Genomic DNA, 17,143 nt, shown 5'->3' with positions numbered 1-17,143 from the left:
GCAAATCAGCTCCATCGCAATTGCCAGAACCTCGGGGGGCAAAACTATGGACTGGTATTCAATCGTCAAATTTCTCCACGTCGTCTCGGCCACTCTGTGGGTCGGCGGCGGCTTCGCGCTGTTCCTGCTTGGCCTGCTTGCCGAGCGCGCCGGCAACGTCGAGGGCAAGCTGCAGGCGATGCGCGCCACCGGGCAGTTGGGCAACCGCTACTTCGCGCCGATGTCGATGCTGACGCTGCTGTTCGGCCTCATCATGTGCGCGTTCTGGGTCGGTTTTTCCGACCTTTGGATCCTGATCGGCCTTGCCGGTTACGCCACGACCTTCTCGATCGGCATGTTCGTGTTCAAGCCGAGCGCCGACCGCATGGCCGACATGATCGCCAAGGATGGCGTTACGCCGGCCGTCCTTGCCGTGGGCCAGCGCATCATGAGCGCCGCCCGCTTCGACTATTCGGTGATGCTGGTGGTCATCGCCGACATGGTGCTCAAGCCGACCGTGCACGACATCGCCATCCTCGCCGGCATGGCGCTGGTGGTTGCGGCGGGCGCCACGCTGGCCTTCGGCGGCAGCCGCCGCTTGGTGCCGAGCGCCGCCTGAAAGCATGACGGCGAGGGACGGCCGCGTGGCCGCCCCTTGCCTCCTACAGCAGGCCGGCGATCCCGTCCCACAACAGCTTGACCGCGACGACCGCGACCGTCGCGTAGGTGAAGGGATAGAAGACCTCCGGCCGCATCCGCCGCACCAGCCAGGCGCCGGCGATGGTCGCCAGCGGCGCCAGCGGCATCAGCACCGCCGACGCCGTCAGGTTGGTGGTGTCGAACTGGCCGAGCGCGAAATAGGGCACCAGCTTCAGCGCGTTGGTGGCGGCGAAGAAGATCGCCGATGTGCCCGACAGCACCTTCGGATCGAGCCGGATCGGCAGCGCATAGACCTGGAACGGCGGGCCGCCGACATGGGCGACGAAGCTGGTGAAGCCGGCGACGGTGCCCCAGAAGGCGGCAGCCAACCGGTTGGGCGCCGCCGCATGGTCGGCGCCGTGGCGGAACTGCAGATAGAGCCAGCGCAGCACGAAGATCAGCGCGACCGCGCCGACGATAAGCCGCACCATCTCTTCGGTGACCAGCGCCGCCGTCAGCCAGCCGAGGCCGATGCCGATCACCGCGCCCGGCATCATGTCGACCAGCATCTTGCGGTCATAGACGCCCCACCATGTCCACACCGAGACGATGTCCATCAGGCACAGGATCGGCAGCAGGATGGCGGCCGCCTGCACCGGCGGCATGGCCAGCGCCATCAGCGGCACGCCGACGAAGCCGACGGCGCCGCCGAAGCCGCCTTTCGACAGGCCGACGAGCAAGACCGCCGGAATGGCGGCGGCATAGAACCACGGATCGCTGAGCAGGCCTGTCATGGGATGAGAACGGCTGGAGGGTGGGAGCCCTGCAATAGACCAGAATGCCTGGCGCCGCGATAGCCAATGTGCCCTGGCGGCAGCTTGCGCGATCAACTGTCCGTAACACGGCTTTCCGGATTTGCGGCAACGCGCCGCCCATGCATAAGGTCACGGCCCATGCACGAGGTTTGACATGAGCGAAATCCGCATCCGCCGCGCGCAGGAAGCCGATCTGCCGGCGATCGTCGCCATGCTCGCCGACGATCCGCTGGGCCGCGGCCGTGAGGATGCCAGCCAACCGCTGGCCAAGCCCTATCGCGACGCTTTCGCCGCCATCGATGCCGATCCCAACCAGTTCCTCGCTGTCATGACGGACGGTGGCCGCGTCATCGCCACGCTGCAGATCTCCTTCCTTGCCGGACTGTCGCTGCAAGGCGCCAGGCGCGGCCAGATCGAGGCTGTCCGCGTCGCCGCCGACCGGCGCGGCGAACGGCTTGGACAGCGCCTGCTGGAATGGGCGGTCGAGGAATGCCGCAAGCGCGGCTGCAGGGTCGTCCAGCTGACGACCAACAAGAGCCGGGCGGACGCGCACCGCTTCTACGAGCGGCTCGGCTTCAAGGCCAGCCACATCGGCTACAAGCTGGATCTCTAGCGGTTGGTGTCGTTGGCTGTCGGCAATCGCGGCCGCAGCCCTACATCTTGTCCGGTCCCGGGTCGCCACCGGCGGCGGCGATTGCGAGCCGGCTCAGATAATGCGTCCAGCCCTTCTCGTGGCTGTCGCAAATCTCTCGGTCGGCAAGGCCGCTATGGGTGAGTTTGACCCGCGTTCCGCCGGACTCTTCGACCAGGTCGATTTCAACGAGGCTCGAACCGGGCGGCGTCTGGTCGTTGCCCTCCCAGCCGAAGCTGTAGGCCAGGCGGTGGACAGGTACGACCTCGGTGAATTGGCCGCGTGCCGTGGCCCTTCCTGCCAAATTCAGCAAGTAAAGACCGCCGGGGTGGGGCTCTGCCATGGCCTCCGTTCCCATCCAGCGCACGATCTTGTCGGGATCGGCCAGGAAGGCGAAGACCGTCGCCGGCGGCGCCGCGATCTGCACCTCACGACGAACGATCAAGGGTTCAGCCATCGAAATCTCCTGGGTGTGCGCGCGCCAACATGGCTCGCCCGACAGGCGGCGCCGGACCAGCGCATTCGATTCGACGCCAGATCGGCCTTCCTTTCAACAAAAAACGCCTTGGGCATTTCGCGCTGGTGACAGCGGCGGAACGCCGAAGCATGATCGTGTCGATGCGGCTTTCTGCAACTCTCGCCTGGTTGGTCGACCACGCCGGCGTCGCCGTCCAACCGGATGACTTTCTGGCCACACTCGGCGCGCGGCTGGTTGACGATGGGCTGCCGCTCGCCGGCGGAGCCCTGACGCTCGCCGCACCGCATCCGATCATAACGCGCCGCGCCTGGCTGTGGCGGGCCGAGACAGGCCTCGTCATGGAGGCGCTGGGTTTTGGCGCCGGCATGATGCCTGGAGCCGGGGAGGGCGATCTCGGACGCGATTGGCTGGCGGGACTGGGTACCGGTGTCGTGCACGATTACACGGTTGGGCCCGGACGTCAGGATGCGCAATCCGAGACTCCAAAACTGAATTGGGTCGCGGTCCGCCCTCTCGCGGAGCAGGAATCGAATACACTGGACGAGGTGGCGCGCTTCGCCGCTGCGCCACTTGCCGCTCTCGCCGCCAGGTCGGCGCTGTCGGCCCTGCTTCAGGCCTATCTCGGGCAGCGAAGCGCGGCGCAGGTGTTGGCCGGCCGTTCTCGGCGCGAGGTTGGCGAGACGATCCGCGCCGTCCTGCTCTACAGCGATTTGCGCGACTTTACCGCCCTGTCGGAGGAGACGGACGCCGGACAGGTCGTGGCGGCGCTCAACGCCAGCTTCGACCGCATCGCCGGCGCCGTTCACGCTTTTGGCGGCGAGGTGCTGAAATTCATCGGCGACGGGGTGCTGGCGATCTTTCCTGTCGGCGAGCGCTCGGCTTCGGAGGCTTGCGAGGCGGCGTTGCGCGCGATCGGAGCGGCGCGGGCGGGAATGGCGCAGCTCAATCAGGTCCGCGCCACACAGGGCATGCCCGAACTGCAGTTCGGCATGGCGCTGCATCTGGGCGACATGGTGTGGGGCAATATCGGCACAGCCGACCGGCTGGATTTCACCGCCATCGGCCCGGCCGTGAATCTCGTCAGCAGGCTCGAGGGCCTGTGCCGGCCGCTAGGACGGAGCGTGCTGATTTCGGGCGCTGTCGCGGCGGAAACATCAACGCCCGTGGTCCCGCTGGGCGAACATCTATTGCGCGGAATCGCTAGACCGTGTGCCGTCTTCGGCCTGCCGGACGGGTGACCTCAACAGTCCCCTTTCACGCAAACAGCGAATTGTTTTTACGCAATTCCGAACGGAACTGTTTTTCCACTTTTCCTGGGTGGCTTAGATGCCGAGCGGCGGCGGGCGCCGCCGGATCGGCTGCGCCTTGATGATCGCGGTGCTGGTTTCCGCCTTGTCGGCGATCCGGTCGAGAAGCCGGTCGAGCTCGCCGATCGAGCGCACGAACAGCCGCGCGACGAAGCAGTCGTCGCCCGTCACCTTGTCGCATTCGCCGAATTCAGGGGTCTCCTCGATCAGCTTCTGCACGATGTGCAGCTTGCCCGGGAGGGGCCGGATGCGCACGATCGCCTGCAGCGGGTAGCCGAGCGCTTCCGGATCGACATCGATGGTGAAGGCGCGGATGACGCCGCGCTCCTCGAGCCGCCGCAACCGCTCCGAAACGCTCGGCGACGACATGCCGACCTGCTGCGCGAGATCCTTCAGCGACGTCCTGGAATCTCGGACGAGGATGTCGAGAAGGCGCCGGTCAAGATCGTCGAGCATTTTCACATTCCACGATGAAAGCCATTTCTGCCTTTTTTAATTAGGCGAATAGGCGATATCATCTTTTTCGCAGCATGGAAATGACCTCGACCTCTTGTGATCATGAAGCCTCGAAAATCTTTGGGGTCTTTCATGAGCAATACGCTGCGCGGCACGGTCGAAATGACCGCGGCAATGGCGATACTCGGCACGATCGGCTGGTTCGTCGTGCTTTCGGGCCAGCCCGCCATCGACGTGGTGTTCTGGCGCTGCGCCTTCGGCGCGGCGACGCTGCTTGTCATCTGCGCGGCGCTTGGCCTGCTGCGCGGCACGCTGACGCCGCGCGTCGTCGCGCTTGCCGCGCTTGGCGGCGCCGCCATCGTCATCAACTGGCTGCTCCTGTTCAGCGCCTTTCCGCGCGCCTCGATCTCGATCGCCACCGCCGTCTACAACACCCAGCCCTTCATGCTGGTCGGCTTCGGCGCGCTCTTCCTTGGCGAACGGCTGACCCTGACCAAGCTGGCCTGGCTCGGCATCGCCTTCGCCGGCATGCTGCTGATCGTCCAAACCGGCCCCGATGCCGGCGACGTCGGCACCGACTATGCGACCGGCATCGCGATGGCGCTGGGCGCGGCCTTCTTCTGGGCCGTGGCGGCCATCGTCACCAAGGCGCTCAAGGGCACGCCGCCGCATCTGATCGCGCTTATCCAGGTCTGCGTCGGCGTTCTCATGCTGGCGCCCTTCGCCAATCTTTCCCACCTCCCCACGGACGCCTGGAGCTGGATGATGCTGGCGACGCTTGGCGTCGTCCACACCGGCCTGATGTACATTTTGATGTACGGCGCCATCCAGAAACTGCCGACGCATCTGCAAGGGGCGCTCTCCTTCGTCTATCCGGTGGTGGCGATCCTCGTCGATGTCGGCGCCTTCGGCCATCGGCTGCACCCCGCCCAGATCGTTGGCGCCGCCGCCATCCTGATCGCCGCCGCCGGCATGACCCTCGGCTGGACGCCGTGGAAGCGAAAGACACCGGGCCCGCAACCGGCCGAGTGACGGAACGCGCTCGGCGCCCCAGGCCTGCATTCGCCTTCACGATAACGATCCCGCTTGCCCGCCTGTTCAAACCGGGCGCTTTGCTCTATGCCGCAATGCAACCATCTTCGCCCGGCATAGGCGAAAACCGGGATCGAAGACCAATGAACGACGCCACGCCGCCCAATCGCTGCCGTATCGTGCTGATCGCGCCGAAAGACGCGCCGGCCGAGCGCATTGCAGCGGCCTTCGACGGCGGCGACGTCGCCTCGCTCATCCTGCCGGAAAACGGCATGGACGAGGCTTCCTTCCAGGCCTTCGCCGAGAAGATCGTGCCCGCGGCGCAAGCGGCGGGCGTGGCGGTCGTCATTGCCGGCGACACCCGCATCGCCGGCCGCGTTCAGGCCGACGGCATCCATGTCGAGGTCTCCAGCCAGGAGCTCGCCGAGACCATCGGACATTTCCAGGGAAAGATGATGGTCGGCGCCGGCGGCGCCAAGACCCGCGACGACGCGCTGGAGCTCGGCGAGGCGCGGCCGGACTATATGTTCTTCGGCCGCTTCGGCTACGACAACAAGCCGGAGCCGCATCCGCGCAACCTGTCGCTTGGTCAATGGTGGGCCGAGATGATCGAGATCCCATGCATCGTCATGGCCGGCTCCGACCTTGCATCGGTCGAGGCGGTGGCCGCCACCGGCGCCGAATTCGTGGCCCTGTCCAGCGCCGTCTTCGCCGACGGGACCGATCCCAGGGCGGCGGTCGCGGCGGCCAATGCGCTGCTCGACGAAACCGCGCCCCGCTTCGAGGACTGAGGTGCGCCGGTCCGTGCTTCCCCTCGCGGTTCTCGCCGCGGCCTTCATGACCGAGGCGGCGGCAGCCGCACAGACCGTTCCGCTGCCGCAGCCCCGGCCGGATGCGGGCGAGCCGGATGCAAGCGCACCGGCTGCAAACGCGCCAGCCGCGGGCGCACCGGCCACAGGCGTGCATGTCGACAAGCCTATCGCCACGCCCTTGCCGCAGCCCGCTACCACGGCGCCGTTGCCTTCGGCCGACAGCATCAACCCCGATCGGTTCGGCGCGAAGCCGGCCGATCCCGCCTATGGCGCCTTCCAGCGCGGGCTCTACAAGACCGCCTACAATCTCGCGCTGGCGCGTGCCCAGAATGGCGATCCCGCCGCGCAGACCCTGGTAGCGGAGATTCTGTCGCGCGGGCTCGGCGTGCCGCTCAACGCCGCGGAGGCCGCCAAATGGTACGCGCTCGCCGCCGAGCAGGGCGTGCCGGAATCGCAATTCCAGTACGCGCTGATGCTGCTCGACGGCCGCTACGTCAAGAAGGACGAGAAGGCCGCGTATGCGCTGATGCAGGCCGCCGCCGAGGCCGGCAACCGCCTGGCGCAGTTCAATTTCGCGCAACTGCTCGTCCAGCAGGATCCCGGCGACGCCGGCATCGCCAAGGCTGCCACCTATTACGAGCGCGCCGCCGCGACGGGACTGGCCGACGCGCAATATGCGATGGCGCAGATCTACGCCAACGGCGTCGGCGGCAAGCCGCGCGACGACTCCCAGGCGCGCACCCTTTTGGCGCAGGCCGCCAGGCAGAATTACGACACCGCGCAGATCGACCTCGCCACCTGGATGATCGAGGGGCGCGGCGGCAGCCGCGACCTGAAGTCGGGCTTCGGCTGGATGAAACAGGCAGCCGAGGGCGGCAATGTCGCCGCCCAGAACCGCCTCGCCAAGCTCTACATGGAAGGCATCGGCACCGACCCGGATCTGATCCTTGCCGGTGCCTGGTATATCGTCGCCCGCCGCGCCGGGCTGATCGACCCTCAGATGGACGATTTCCTGCAAGGGCTCGACGACGACCAGACCAAGCAGGCGCTGCAGAAGGCGAACCGCTTGCCCTGACGCGCCGGCGGGCAGCGGGCACGAGGCAGCCGCCGATCGGGCTGCGTCGCCCCGCTCCCTTGCCTCTCCTGGCGATTTGTGGTCTTGGAAGCGCCAAATCGCCGTTCGTGGCGAAAATCTCATTCCGGATCACATCATCATGGCCAAGATCAATGGCAACGAAATCCGTCCCGGCTATGTCATCGAGCACGATGGCGGCCTCTGGGTCGCGGTCAAGACCAACACCGTCAAGCCCGGCAAGGGCGGCGCCTACAACCAGGTCGAGCTGAAGAACCTGATCAACGGCACCAAGCTCAACGAGCGCTTCCGCTCGGCCGAGACCGTCGAGCAGATCCGCCTCGACCTCAAGGATTTTTCCTTCCTCTACGAACAGGACGACGCGCTGGTGTTCATGGACACCCAAAGCTATGAGCAGCTCGAGCTGAACAAGGATTTCGTCGGCGACCGCGCCGCTTTCCTGCAGGATGGCATGATGGTCACGGTCCAGCTCTATGAGGAGCGTCCGATCGGCATCTCGCTGCCCGACCAGGTGACGCTGACCATCACCGAGGCCGACCCGGTGGTGAAGGGCCAGACGGCCGCCTCGTCCTACAAGCCGGCGGTGCTGGAAAACGGCATCCGCGTGCTGGTGCCGCCGTTCATCGGTGCCGGCGAGCGCATCATCGTCGACACCAACGAGATCACTTACGTGCGCCGCGCAGACTAAAGCGCCTAGCAGCAGGAAACGAAAAAATGGCGCGTTCCGCGATCCTCAATGTCATGGTCCAGGCCGCGATGAAAGCCGGCCGCTCGCTGTCGCGCGACTTCGGCGAAGTGCAGAACCTGCAGGTGTCGATGAAGGGGCCGGGCGACTATGTCAGCCAGGCCGACCGCAAGGCCGAGGACATCCTGTTTACCGAACTGTCGAAGGCCAGGCCCGGCTATTCCTTCCTGATGGAAGAGCGCGGCGCCGTCGAGGGCGAGGACGGCCAGCACCGCTGGATCGTCGATCCGCTCGACGGCACCACCAACTTCCTGCACGGCATCCCGATGTTCGCCATCTCGATCGCGCTGGAGCGCCAGGGCCAGGTCGTCGCCGGCGTCGTCTACAATCCGGCGATGGACGAGCTCTACACCGCCGAGCGCGGCGGCGGCGCCTTCATGAACGACCGCCGGCTGCGGGTTGCCGGCCGCACCAAGCTCATCGATTCTGTGATCGGCTGCGGCGTGCCGCATCTCGGCCGCGGCCAGCACGGCAATTTCCTCATCGAGCTGCGCAACGTTATGGCCGAGGTGTCGGGCGTGCGCCGCCTTGGCTCCGCCTCGCTCGACCTCGCCTATGTCGCCGCAGGCCGCATGGACGGGTTCTGGGAAGTCGGCCTGTCGGCCTGGGACATCGCCGCCGGCCTGCTTTTGATCCGCGAGGCTGGTGGCTTCGCCTCCGATTTCGAGGGCGGCCAGGAGATGCTGGAACGTGGTTCTGTCGTCGCCGGCAACGAGATCATCCAGCGCGCGCTGCTGAAGACCGTCAAGAAGCCGCTGTCATCCGGCAAATCCGGTTGACGGGCGCGCCGCGCTGAAGCGCCGCAGTCGCAAAACCGCAACCAAAGCTTGAAATACTGTCCGGCAAGCGCCCAGATGAGGGCGATGCAGGACCGCTCATGAGCAATTCAGGGCCACAGATCGAGATCCCGTTCGTCGGACGCTGGCACTATTCGCGCGCCGAAATGATCGCCGACGGCATCGTTCACGCGGTGGGCATCGTGCTGGCGATCGCCGCGGGCTCGGCCTTCCTGGCGCTTGCAGCCTTCCATGCCGGACCCGGCGAATACATTGCCGCCGCCTTCTATGTCGTCGCGCTGCTCACCGTGCTCTCGGTGTCGCTGGCCTATAATCTGTGGCCGGTGTCGTCGCCGGCGAAGTGGATCCTGCGCCGCTTCGACCATGCCGCGATCTACCTCCTCATCGCCGCCACCTACACGCCCTTTCTCGCCCAGCTCGACGGCTCGCCGCTGGCCGTTTCGATGATCGTGCTGGTGTGGACGGCGGCGGTGGTCGGCATCGCCATCAAGGTGCTGTTCCCCGGTCGCTTCGACCGCCTGGCGATCGTCTTCTACCTGGCCATAGGCTGGAGCGGCATCGTGCTTGTCGGCCCGTTCGTCCAGACCCTGCCGGCGACATCGATCGCGCTGATCGTCGCCGGCGGCATCGTCTATTCGCTGGGCGTCATCTTCTTCGCCTGGAAGGGCCTGCGCTTCCACAACGCCGTCTGGCACGGCTTCGTCGTCACCGGCGCCGGCCTGCACCTGGCCGCCATGGTCGACTGTCTGGTGATAAACCGCTTCTAGGGCATGACCCCGAACCGGTTTTCGGAAAAGATCATGCCGCAACAGGAAGATGGAGCCCCATCCCGTTCCCATCGGGATGGAACAGGCCGCAAGCCCGGCTCGGCATTCTTGCCAAGCGCCATTCAATTTGGTCACAATTCCGTTTAGAGTCGCGAACTGGTTGATCGGCGGCAGCCGCATCGGAAACGGGGCACGAATGGCTTTTCTCAGATCCTTCGGCATCGGCAGACGCTCCGACGTTCTGATCTACGACCCTCATAAACTGTCGAGCCCGCAGGTTTTCCTGCTGACCATGTTGATCTTCCTGATCATCGTCGCTTTCATCGCCGCCATCCTGACCCGCCAGGTCTCGACCGCCTTCGCCACCAATCCGGGCCTCAACGGACTGATCATCGGCGTGCTGGTGGTCGGCATCCTGCTCGCCTTCGCCCAGGTCGGGCGCCTGTTTCGCGAGGTGCGCTGGGTCAACTCCTTCCGCGCCGGCTCGGAGACCACCGAACCGGTGCTGCTGGCGCCGATGAAGGCGATGATCGGCCGCTCGTCGACGGTCGCCTTCTCGACGACCTCGATGCGCACCATGCTCGACTCGATCGCCACCCGCCTGGACGAGAGCCGCGACACCTCGCGCTACCTGGTCGGGCTGCTCGTGTTCCTCGGCCTGCTCGGCACCTTCTGGGGCCTGCTCGGCACCATCGGCTCGATCCGCGAAACCATCGAAGCGCTCGATCCCGGCACCGGCGACGCCGCCGCCGTCCTGGATTCACTGAAGCAGGGCCTGTCGGCGCCGCTCGCCGGCATGGGCACCGCGTTCTCGTCCTCGCTGTTCGGCCTCTCCGGCTCGCTGGTGCTCGGCTTCCTCGACCTGCAGGCCGGCCGGGCCCAGACCCGCTTCTATACCGAGCTCGAGAACTGGCTGTCCTCGGTCACCGACCTTTCCTCCGACATCGTCGTATCCGACAATGCCAGGAGCGAGCCTTCCGACGAGATCCGCCTGTTGTCGGAGCGGCTGCGCAGCCTGCAGGAGAATGGCGGCGGCTCCAACCCGCGCGTCGCCACCGCCATGGCCAATCTCGCCGACGGCATTTCCGGCCTGGTCAAGAACATGCGCTCGGAGCAGCAGATCATGCGCGATTGGGTCGAGGCGCAGTCCGACGAGCAGAAGGCGATGCGCAACACGTTGGAAAAGATCGCCGACGCCCTGAAGAAGCAGGGAGTGCACTGACGTGGCACTGGCGCGGGCGCGGCGTGCCGATCGCCGCATCGACTACTGGCCGGGCTTCGTCGACGCGCTGTCGACGCTGCTGCTCGCCATCATGTTCCTGCTCACCGTCTTCGTGCTGGCGCAGTTCCTGCTTGGCCGCGAGATCTCCGGCAAGGACACGGTGCTCAACCGCCTCAACTCGCAGATCAACGAACTGACCCAGCTGCTGGCGCTGGAGCGCTCGACGACGCAGGACAGGGAGGATTCGCTCGCCAATCTGCAGGCGTCGCTGTCGGCGTCTGAGGCGGAAAAGAGCCGGCTCGAACAATTGCTGGCGCAAGGCGCCGGCGCCGGCGACGCCGCCAACCAGCGCGCCGCCACCCTCTCCGGCGAACTCGACAGCCAGCGCCAGATCAGCCAGCAGGCGCTGAGCCAGGTCGAGATCCTCAACCAGCAGATCGCAGCACTGCGCAAGCAGATCGGCGCGCTCGAGGACGCGCTCAACGTGTCGGAAGCGCGCGACCGCGATTCCAACACCAAGATCGCCGATCTCGGCCGCCGCCTCAATGTCGCGCTGGCGCAGCGCGTGCAGGAGCTGAACCGCTACCGTTCCGACTTCTTCGGCAGGTTGCGCGAGATCCTCGCCGACCGCGAGAACATCCGCATCGTCGGCGATCGCTTCGTCTTCCAGTCGGAGGTGCTGTTCCCGACTGGCTCCGAGGAAATCAACGATGCCGGCAAGGTCGAGATGAAGAAGCTCGCCGACGCCATCATCGAACTGCAGAAGGAAATCCCGCCGGAGATCAGCTGGGTGTTGCGCGTCGACGGCCACACCGACAACAAGCCGTTGTCCGGCACCGGCCGTTATCGCGATAATTGGGAGCTGTCGACGGCGCGCTCGACCTCGGTGGTGAAGTTCCTGATCGAGAACGGCGTGCCGGCCAATCGGCTGGTCGCTGCCGGCTTCGGCGAGTTCCAGCCGCTCGACCCCGCCGACACCGACGAAGCGCGCACCAAGAACCGCCGCATCGAGTTGAAGCTCACTGAACGGTGATCGCGTATCACGCGAATTTGTTCGCCGGCTCAACGCTAGGGCGCAGCAGCCAGGCCGGCAAGGCCTGAAAAGATTATCTTTTTTTAATTACACTTCACGACCGGGCGCTCCTAGTTTTCCGCGCAGGGCCGAGAACCGCCGGCGATGCCTCCCATCGCGACGCGACGGAACCGGACGGCCCGGAAGGTCGGAAGGCGGAGCGGCGCGGCCGCTCCCTTCCCCAGCAGAAGGAAGCGCCGCCATGCGCTCTTCAATCTCTCTCAAGACTGCAACGCTTGCCGCCATTCTCGCCTCCGCTCCGCTCGCCGGCGCCTACGCTGCCGGACATCACAAGGGCGCACTCGATGAATCCTCGCCGACCGACTTCACCGGTCCGCGCGTGGCGGGCCTTATGGCGCAGGTGCAGGGTGTCGACCAGGGCATCACCGACGCCAGGCAGGACAACACGATCACGCCGGCCGAGGCGCAGACGCTGCATATGCGCGCCGCCCATATCAGCCAGGCCGCCGCGAAAACCGCCGCCGCCGATCGCGGCAGGATACCGGCTGCGCAGTATCATGATTTGCTGCGCCGGCTCGACAATGTCGACCAGGCGCTGCGCATCGACAGCGGGACCGGCTTCCTGATGGGCGACGGCGCCGACGGCGGGCACTATCCCAACGGCTGATCGCTCGACCCGAGGAAGGGACACCTGGCGCCCGAGGGAACTCCGTCCCAAGGGCGTCCTTTTTACCAGCCCAGCCAGAGCGCGATGATGGCAAGCGCGGCCGGCACGGTCTGGATGAACAGGATCTTCCTGCCGACGGTCGCCGCGCCGTAGAGGCCCGCGATGGCGACGCAGATCAGGAGGAACATCCTGACCTGGAAGCCGGCCGCGCCTAGATAGAGCCCCCAGATCAGGCCGGCGGCGAGGAACCCGTTGTAGAGCCCCTGATTGGCGGCCAGCACCTTGGATGCCTTGGCGAAATCCGGCGTCAGCCTGAACGCCTTGTGGCCCTGCGGCGTATCCCACAGCACCATCTCCAGATAGACGATGTAGCAGTGGATCAGCGCCACCAGCGCGACCAGTATGTTGCCGATCATTTTCCCCCTCCGCTTTCGATGCCAGCATTGATCACGCGCGGGCTTGTCCACGCAAGATGGTTTGAGCACCCTGCGCGGCAGGGTTGCCAAGGCTGGCGCGTTGGTATCTTTTCGCGCCGTCCAATTCGCTAGCTGACCAGACCGGAGCCGCCATGTCCTTTCAGAAACTCGACGACCTCGGCCACAAGCTCGAAGCGCTGGAGCATGCGCTCGCCATCCTCGGCGCCGACGAGGCGACGCATATGGCGGTCGGCGGCGGCGAGAAGCGCGCCGAGGCGATGTCGGCGCTAGCCGGCATGCTTCACGCCCGGGCGACGGCGCCGGAGATCGGCGACTGGATCGCGGCGGCCGAGGAGGAAGCGCTGAACGAGGAGCAGCAGGCGGCGGTGAGGGAGTTGCGCCGGCAATACACCAACCTCACCTGCCTGCCGGTCGAGTTCGTCGAGCGCCAGACGACGGCGCGCATGCGCTCCGAGCAGCTCTGGCGCGACCTGCGCGCCAGGAACGATTGGGCGGGCTTCCTGCCGGCGCTGGAAGGTGTCGTCGCCCTGGTGCGCGAGGAGGCGGCCCTGCGCGCCGATGCGCTGGGCCTCGACCCTTATGACGCGCTGATGGAACAGTACGACCCCGGCAACCGCGCCGCCGACATCACGCCAGTCTTCGCCGAGCTGAAGAGCTTCCTTCGGGAATTCGTGCCGGAAGCACTGGCGGCGCAGGAGGCGCGGCTGGCCAGGCATCCGTTGAAGCCGCTTTCCGGCAGCTACGCAATCGACCGCCAGCGCGAGCTTGGCCTCGCCATGATGGCAGCCGTCGGCTTCGACCTCACCCATGGCTCGCTGTCGGTGTCGCACCATCCCTTCTGCGGCGGCGTGCCGAGCGATGTGCGCATCACCACCCGCTACAAGACCTCCGATTTCCTGTCGGCGCTGATGGGCGTGCTGCACGAGACCGGCCATGCGCTCTACGAGCAGAACCTGCCCAAGGCCTGGGCGCACTGGCCGCTCGGCAAGGCGCGCGGCATGGCAGTCCACGAAAGCCAGAGCCTGTTCGTCGAAAAGCAAATTGGCCGCAACCCGGCCTTCTGGCGCTGGGCCTTGCCGGTGGTCGAGCGGCATCTCGGCGAGGCCTGGTCGCTCGACGATATCCTGCCGCATGTGCACCGGGTCGAGCGCGGCCTGATCCGCGTCGATGCCGACGAGGTGACCTATCCGCTGCACGTCATCCTGCGCTACGAACTGGAGCAAGAACTGGTCTCGGGGCGGCTCGAGGTCGCCGACCTGCCCGAGGCCTGGGACGCCAGGATGCGCGACTATCTCGGCCTGTCGACGCTCGACAATCCGGCCGACGGACCGATGCAGGACGTTCACTGGCCGGGCGCCGCCTTCGGCTATTTCCCCTCCTACACGCTGGGCGCCATGATGGCGGCGCAGCAATGGGCGGCGCTGACCCGCGAGCATCCGTCCGCCGATGACGACCTCGCCAAGGGCGATTTCAGCGCCATCAACGCCTGGCGCCGTGAGAGGATCTGGTCGCAGGGCTCGCGCTGGTCGACGCCTGAGCTGCTCGAACGCGCCACCGGCGAGAAGCTTAACGCAGCCTACTTCACCGAACATCTGCGCAAGCGTTATGGCGTCTGAGCCCGCACGAAGCGTGACTACTCAGCCGCGCCTCTAAAAGCACTGGCGCCGGTCTCGAACTGCAGCTTGGCCAGCCGTGCATAGATGCCGCCCTTGGCGACAAGGCTCTGGTGAGTGCCTTCCTCGACGATGCGGCCGCCTTCCATGACCAGGATGCGGTCGGCCTTCAGCACCGTCGCCAGCCGATGCGCGATGACGATGGTGGTGCGGCCCTGCATCAGCCGTTCCAGCGCCGTCTGCACCAGCGTCTCGCTTTCGGCGTCGAGCGCCGAGGTCGCCTCGTCGAGCAACAGGATCGGCGCGTCGCGCAGGATGGCGCGGGCGATCGCCACGCGCTGACGCTGGCCGCCGGAAAGCGTCACGCCACGCTCGCCGACCTGGCTGTCATAACCCTTGTCGAGCTTCAATATGAACTCGTCGGCAAGCGCCGCCTTCGCCGCCGCCTCGATCTCGGCATCGCTGGCGCCCGGCCGGCCGAAGCCGATGTTGTCGCGCGCGCTGGCGGCGAAGATGGTGACGTCCTGCGGCACGATGGCGATGCGCTGCCTGATCGCGGCGGGATCGGCCTCCCGCAGATCGACGCCGTCGATGACGATGCGGCCCGTCTCGGGATCGTAGAAGCGCAGGATCAGCGAAAACACCGTGCTCTTGCCCGCGCCGGAGGGGCCGACGATCGCCACCGTCTCGCCCGGCTTCACCTGGAAGCTGAGACCATGCACGGCGGCGCGGTCCGGCCGCGCCGGATAGGAGAAGGAGACGTCGTCGAAGCTGATCGCGCCTTTCGCCTTCGCCGGCAGCGGCCGCGGATCGGCGGGCGGCTGGATCGCCGGCTTCTCGGCCAGGATCTCGGTCAGCCGCTCGGCAGCACCCGCCGCCTGGGCGAGCTCGCCCCACACTTCCGACAGCGCGCCGAGCGCGCCGGCGGCGAACACCGAATAGAGCAGGAACTGGCCGAGCGTGCCCGCCGACATCGTGCCGGAGAGCACGTCGCGCGAGCCGAACCACAGCACCGCCACCACCGAGGAGAAGATCATGAAGATGGCGAAGAAGGTGAGGAAGGCGCGCGCGAGGACCGAGCCGCGCGCCGCCTCGAAGGCGGCTTCCACTGCTGCGGAGAAACGGCCGGTGACCAGCGTCTCGTTGGTGAAGGCCTGCAGCGTGCGCACCGCACCGATCTGCTCGCTGGCATAGGCGGTGGCGTTGGCCAGCGTGTCCTGCGCCTGCCGCGACTTGCGCCTGACCGAACGGCCGAAGGCGACCAGCGGCAGCACGATGAGCGGGATGGCGGCGATGACGAGGCCGGACAGTTTCGGGCTGGTGAACACCATCATCGCCACCGCGCCGAGGCCGAGGATGACGTTGCGCAGCGCCACCGAGGCGGTGGCGCCGACCGCCGATTTCACCTGCGTGGTGTCGGCGGCGAGCCGCGACACGATCTCGCCCGAATGGGCCTTGTCGAAGAAGGCCGGCGACAGCGTCGTGACATGGGCGAAAACGTCGCGGCGGATGTCGGCGACGACGCGCTCGCCAAGCGTGATGACGAAATAGTAGCGCCCCGCCGATGCAGCCGCCAAAAGCGCCGCCATCGCCACCAGCGCTGCGAAATATTCGGCGATGAAGGTCGAGCCGGAGGACGAGAACCCGTTATCGATCATACGCCGCACGGCCATTGGCAAGGCCAGCGTCGTCCCCGCCGCCACGGCCAGCGAGATGAGCGCGCCGACGACCATCGTGCGGTAGCGGAAGATGTAGGGATAAAGGCGCTTGAGCGGCCCGAGCGAGCGCCGGCGCCCGTCTGCATCGCCACTGATATCCGCCATGAGCGTTTCCTCTGGCCGCCTTCGGGCAGTGCGTGCAATATGCGCCCGCCGCGGCCTTGTGATTCAATTCCGGCTGATGTATAGGCTCGCCGACCGTTTTAGAAGCCGTGGCTCCTCAATAGCTGCGGCTTCGAGTTTTAAAAAAGGGGCGCATCGACGCAGGCCATGGGCCCGTCGGCAGCGCCACAAGCCAGGAAAAACGACAATGAAGGCCGACATCCATCCCGACTACCACACCATCAAGGTCGTCATGACCGATGGCACCGAATACTCGACCCGTTCGACCTGGGGCAAGGAAGGCGATACGATGAACCTCGATATCGACCCGACCACGCACCCGGCCTGGACCGGCGGCCAGCAGACCCTGCTCGACCGCGGCGGCCGCCTGTCGAAGTTCAAGAAGCGCTTCGAAGGCTTCGGCCTCTAAGCCAGGCGCGCCTGCAGATTTTGAAAAACCCGCCCTCGAGGCGGGTTTTTTGTTGCCATGACAGCTCCCTTCTCCCCGTCACTATACGGGGAGAAGGTGCCGGCAGGCGGATGAGGGGCGGCGCCAGCGTTGGTAGGTTCGGCCATCGGCAACATAGCCGGCCTTGGAAGTTCAGGACTCGTCGCGGTAAAACGACACCGATATCATAGGCTGGCGCTGCCCCTCACCTGCCTGCCGGCATCCTTGTAACTTGTCCCTTGCCGACTCTGCTATTGCAGCAGGTGCGGTGGCGGACGAGAGACCGGAGCATCTTTGGGCCTTGAAGCCCGTGGGAGAGCGAGGGTCATCGTCCGCCGTTCCATCGACCCCG

At 66.3% G+C, this 17,143-nt stretch carries 19 protein-coding genes; 14 read left to right on the top strand and 5 right to left on the bottom strand.

The window, feature by feature from the left end; all coding sequences use genetic code 11:
- Positions 1–46 precede the first annotated feature (46 nt).
- Positions 47–598 carry a DUF2269 family protein gene (locus EN857_RS32215; protein WP_127393340.1) on the top strand — a complete coding sequence of 184 codons (552 nt, stop codon included), beginning with the start codon at positions 47–49 and terminating at the stop codon, positions 596–598.
- A gap of 43 nt (positions 599–641) precedes the next feature.
- On the opposite strand, the gene EN857_RS32210 is transcribed toward EN857_RS32215, so the two are convergent.
- Complete coding sequence (locus tag EN857_RS32210) at positions 642–1,412, bottom strand: sulfite exporter TauE/SafE family protein (protein ID WP_128346409.1); 771 nt, start codon at positions 1,410–1,412, stop codon at positions 642–644.
- 175 nt (positions 1,413–1,587) lie between these two features.
- Here EN857_RS32210 and EN857_RS32205 point away from each other — a divergent pair, with 175 nt between their 5' ends.
- A complete protein-coding gene (locus tag EN857_RS32205) occupies positions 1,588–2,046 on the top strand; it encodes a GNAT family N-acetyltransferase (protein ID WP_127394031.1) in 459 nt (152 codons plus the stop codon).
- 40 nt (positions 2,047–2,086) lie between these two features.
- Here the strand turns inward: EN857_RS32205 and EN857_RS32200 are convergent, their stop codons facing one another.
- Positions 2,087–2,521, bottom strand: coding sequence for an SRPBCC domain-containing protein (locus EN857_RS32200; RefSeq protein ID WP_127283751.1), 435 nt, complete (start codon positions 2,519–2,521; stop codon positions 2,087–2,089).
- Positions 2,522–2,682: 161 nt separating this feature from the next.
- Here EN857_RS32200 and EN857_RS32195 point away from each other — a divergent pair, with 161 nt between their 5' ends.
- Positions 2,683–3,780 carry an adenylate/guanylate cyclase domain-containing protein gene (locus EN857_RS32195; protein WP_127283770.1) on the top strand — a complete coding sequence of 366 codons (1,098 nt, stop codon included), beginning with the start codon at positions 2,683–2,685 and terminating at the stop codon, positions 3,778–3,780.
- A gap of 84 nt (positions 3,781–3,864) precedes the next feature.
- Here the strand turns inward: EN857_RS32195 and EN857_RS32190 are convergent, their stop codons facing one another.
- Positions 3,865–4,305 (bottom strand): Lrp/AsnC family transcriptional regulator, encoded by a 441-nt coding sequence (locus EN857_RS32190; RefSeq protein ID WP_127283750.1) that lies wholly within the window; start codon positions 4,303–4,305, stop codon positions 3,865–3,867.
- 132 nt (positions 4,306–4,437) lie between these two features.
- Between EN857_RS32190 and EN857_RS32185 the strand changes: the two genes are divergently transcribed.
- The 9 genes from EN857_RS32185 (at position 4,438) to EN857_RS32145 (ending at position 12,473) form a co-directional block, all read left to right on the top strand.
- Positions 4,438–5,337 (top strand): DMT family transporter, encoded by a 900-nt coding sequence (locus EN857_RS32185; RefSeq protein WP_127392560.1) that lies wholly within the window; start codon positions 4,438–4,440, stop codon positions 5,335–5,337.
- A 143-nt stretch (positions 5,338–5,480) separates the two neighbouring features.
- Positions 5,481–6,128, top strand: coding sequence for a thiamine phosphate synthase (locus tag EN857_RS32180; protein WP_127392551.1), 648 nt, complete (start codon positions 5,481–5,483; stop codon positions 6,126–6,128).
- A gap of 46 nt (positions 6,129–6,174) precedes the next feature.
- The gene (locus EN857_RS32175; protein ID WP_187331444.1) at positions 6,175–7,224 is read left to right on the top strand and encodes a tetratricopeptide repeat protein; all 1,050 of its coding nucleotides are present in this window, start codon (positions 6,175–6,177) and stop codon (positions 7,222–7,224) included.
- Positions 7,225–7,363: 139 nt separating this feature from the next.
- On the top strand, positions 7,364–7,930 hold the full coding sequence (gene efp, locus EN857_RS32170) for an elongation factor P (RefSeq protein ID WP_127286858.1): 567 nt from the start codon (positions 7,364–7,366) through the stop codon (positions 7,928–7,930).
- Between the two features lie 26 nt (positions 7,931–7,956).
- The gene (locus EN857_RS32165) at positions 7,957–8,766 is read left to right on the top strand and encodes an inositol monophosphatase family protein (RefSeq protein WP_127286859.1); all 810 of its coding nucleotides are present in this window, start codon (positions 7,957–7,959) and stop codon (positions 8,764–8,766) included.
- 98 nt (positions 8,767–8,864) lie between these two features.
- Entirely contained in the window at positions 8,865–9,551 is a 687-nt protein-coding gene (locus tag EN857_RS32160; protein WP_127392553.1) for a hemolysin III family protein, read from the top strand.
- A 196-nt stretch (positions 9,552–9,747) separates the two neighbouring features.
- Positions 9,748–10,773 (top strand): MotA/TolQ/ExbB proton channel family protein, encoded by a 1,026-nt coding sequence (locus tag EN857_RS32155; protein WP_127392554.1) that lies wholly within the window; start codon positions 9,748–9,750, stop codon positions 10,771–10,773.
- Between the two features lies 1 nt (position 10,774).
- On the top strand, positions 10,775–11,806 hold the full coding sequence (locus EN857_RS32150) for a peptidoglycan -binding protein (protein ID WP_127392555.1): 1,032 nt from the start codon (positions 10,775–10,777) through the stop codon (positions 11,804–11,806).
- Between the two features lie 241 nt (positions 11,807–12,047).
- The gene (locus tag EN857_RS32145; protein WP_128274241.1) at positions 12,048–12,473 is read left to right on the top strand and encodes a hypothetical protein; all 426 of its coding nucleotides are present in this window, start codon (positions 12,048–12,050) and stop codon (positions 12,471–12,473) included.
- A gap of 62 nt (positions 12,474–12,535) precedes the next feature.
- Here the strand turns inward: EN857_RS32145 and EN857_RS32140 are convergent, their stop codons facing one another.
- Positions 12,536–12,889, bottom strand: a complete 354-nt coding sequence (locus tag EN857_RS32140) for a DUF1304 domain-containing protein (RefSeq protein ID WP_127392557.1) — start codon at positions 12,887–12,889, stop codon at positions 12,536–12,538.
- A 152-nt stretch (positions 12,890–13,041) separates the two neighbouring features.
- Between EN857_RS32140 and EN857_RS32135 the strand changes: the two genes are divergently transcribed.
- Complete coding sequence (locus EN857_RS32135; RefSeq protein ID WP_127392558.1) at positions 13,042–14,526, top strand: carboxypeptidase M32; 1,485 nt, start codon at positions 13,042–13,044, stop codon at positions 14,524–14,526.
- 17 nt (positions 14,527–14,543) lie between these two features.
- On the opposite strand, the gene EN857_RS32130 is transcribed toward EN857_RS32135, so the two are convergent.
- The gene (locus EN857_RS32130; protein ID WP_135859625.1) at positions 14,544–16,346 is read right to left on the bottom strand and encodes an ABC transporter transmembrane domain-containing protein; all 1,803 of its coding nucleotides are present in this window, start codon (positions 16,344–16,346) and stop codon (positions 14,544–14,546) included.
- A 205-nt stretch (positions 16,347–16,551) separates the two neighbouring features.
- On the opposite strand from EN857_RS32130, the gene rpmE reads away from it, so the two are divergent.
- Positions 16,552–16,773 (top strand): 50S ribosomal protein L31, encoded by a 222-nt coding sequence (rpmE, locus tag EN857_RS32125; RefSeq protein WP_023668748.1) that lies wholly within the window; start codon positions 16,552–16,554, stop codon positions 16,771–16,773.
- The last annotated feature ends 370 nt before the right edge of the window (positions 16,774–17,143 follow it).

The sequence above is a fragment of the Mesorhizobium sp. M4B.F.Ca.ET.214.01.1.1 genome, assembly GCF_004791545.1.
GTDB classification, from domain to species: Bacteria; Pseudomonadota; Alphaproteobacteria; order Rhizobiales; family Rhizobiaceae; genus Mesorhizobium; species Mesorhizobium abyssinicae.
The sequence above is the reverse complement of the archived record's forward strand: the minus strand, read 5'-3'. Positions and strand labels throughout refer to the sequence as shown.

What these genes read in the sequence shown, in the direction of transcription:
- EN857_RS32215 (WP_127393340.1), top strand. Translation starts at nt 47, where the DNA reads ATGGACTGGTATTCAATCGTCAAATTTCTCCACGTCGTCTCGGCCACT.
- EN857_RS32210 (WP_128346409.1), bottom strand. Translation starts at nt 1,412, where the DNA reads ATGACAGGCCTGCTCAGCGATCCGTGGTTCTATGCCGCCGCCATTCCG.
- EN857_RS32205 (WP_127394031.1), top strand. Translation starts at nt 1,588, where the DNA reads ATGAGCGAAATCCGCATCCGCCGCGCGCAGGAAGCCGATCTGCCGGCG.
- EN857_RS32200 (WP_127283751.1), bottom strand. Translation starts at nt 2,521, where the DNA reads ATGGCTGAACCCTTGATCGTTCGTCGTGAGGTGCAGATCGCGGCGCCG.
- EN857_RS32195 (WP_127283770.1), top strand. Translation starts at nt 2,683, where the DNA reads ATGCGGCTTTCTGCAACTCTCGCCTGGTTGGTCGACCACGCCGGCGTC.
- EN857_RS32190 (WP_127283750.1), bottom strand. Translation starts at nt 4,305, where the DNA reads ATGCTCGACGATCTTGACCGGCGCCTTCTCGACATCCTCGTCCGAGAT.
- EN857_RS32185 (WP_127392560.1), top strand. Translation starts at nt 4,438, where the DNA reads ATGAGCAATACGCTGCGCGGCACGGTCGAAATGACCGCGGCAATGGCG.
- EN857_RS32180 (WP_127392551.1), top strand. Translation starts at nt 5,481, where the DNA reads ATGAACGACGCCACGCCGCCCAATCGCTGCCGTATCGTGCTGATCGCG.
- EN857_RS32175 (WP_187331444.1), top strand. Translation starts at nt 6,175, where the DNA reads ATGACCGAGGCGGCGGCAGCCGCACAGACCGTTCCGCTGCCGCAGCCC.
- efp (WP_127286858.1), top strand. Translation starts at nt 7,364, where the DNA reads ATGGCCAAGATCAATGGCAACGAAATCCGTCCCGGCTATGTCATCGAG.
- EN857_RS32165 (WP_127286859.1), top strand. Translation starts at nt 7,957, where the DNA reads ATGGCGCGTTCCGCGATCCTCAATGTCATGGTCCAGGCCGCGATGAAA.
- EN857_RS32160 (WP_127392553.1), top strand. Translation starts at nt 8,865, where the DNA reads ATGAGCAATTCAGGGCCACAGATCGAGATCCCGTTCGTCGGACGCTGG.
- EN857_RS32155 (WP_127392554.1), top strand. Translation starts at nt 9,748, where the DNA reads ATGGCTTTTCTCAGATCCTTCGGCATCGGCAGACGCTCCGACGTTCTG.
- EN857_RS32145 (WP_128274241.1), top strand. Translation starts at nt 12,048, where the DNA reads ATGCGCTCTTCAATCTCTCTCAAGACTGCAACGCTTGCCGCCATTCTC.
- EN857_RS32140 (WP_127392557.1), bottom strand. Translation starts at nt 12,889, where the DNA reads ATGATCGGCAACATACTGGTCGCGCTGGTGGCGCTGATCCACTGCTAC.
- EN857_RS32135 (WP_127392558.1), top strand. Translation starts at nt 13,042, where the DNA reads ATGTCCTTTCAGAAACTCGACGACCTCGGCCACAAGCTCGAAGCGCTG.
- EN857_RS32130 (WP_135859625.1), bottom strand. Translation starts at nt 16,346, where the DNA reads ATGGCGGATATCAGTGGCGATGCAGACGGGCGCCGGCGCTCGCTCGGG.
- rpmE (WP_023668748.1), top strand. Translation starts at nt 16,552, where the DNA reads ATGAAGGCCGACATCCATCCCGACTACCACACCATCAAGGTCGTCATG.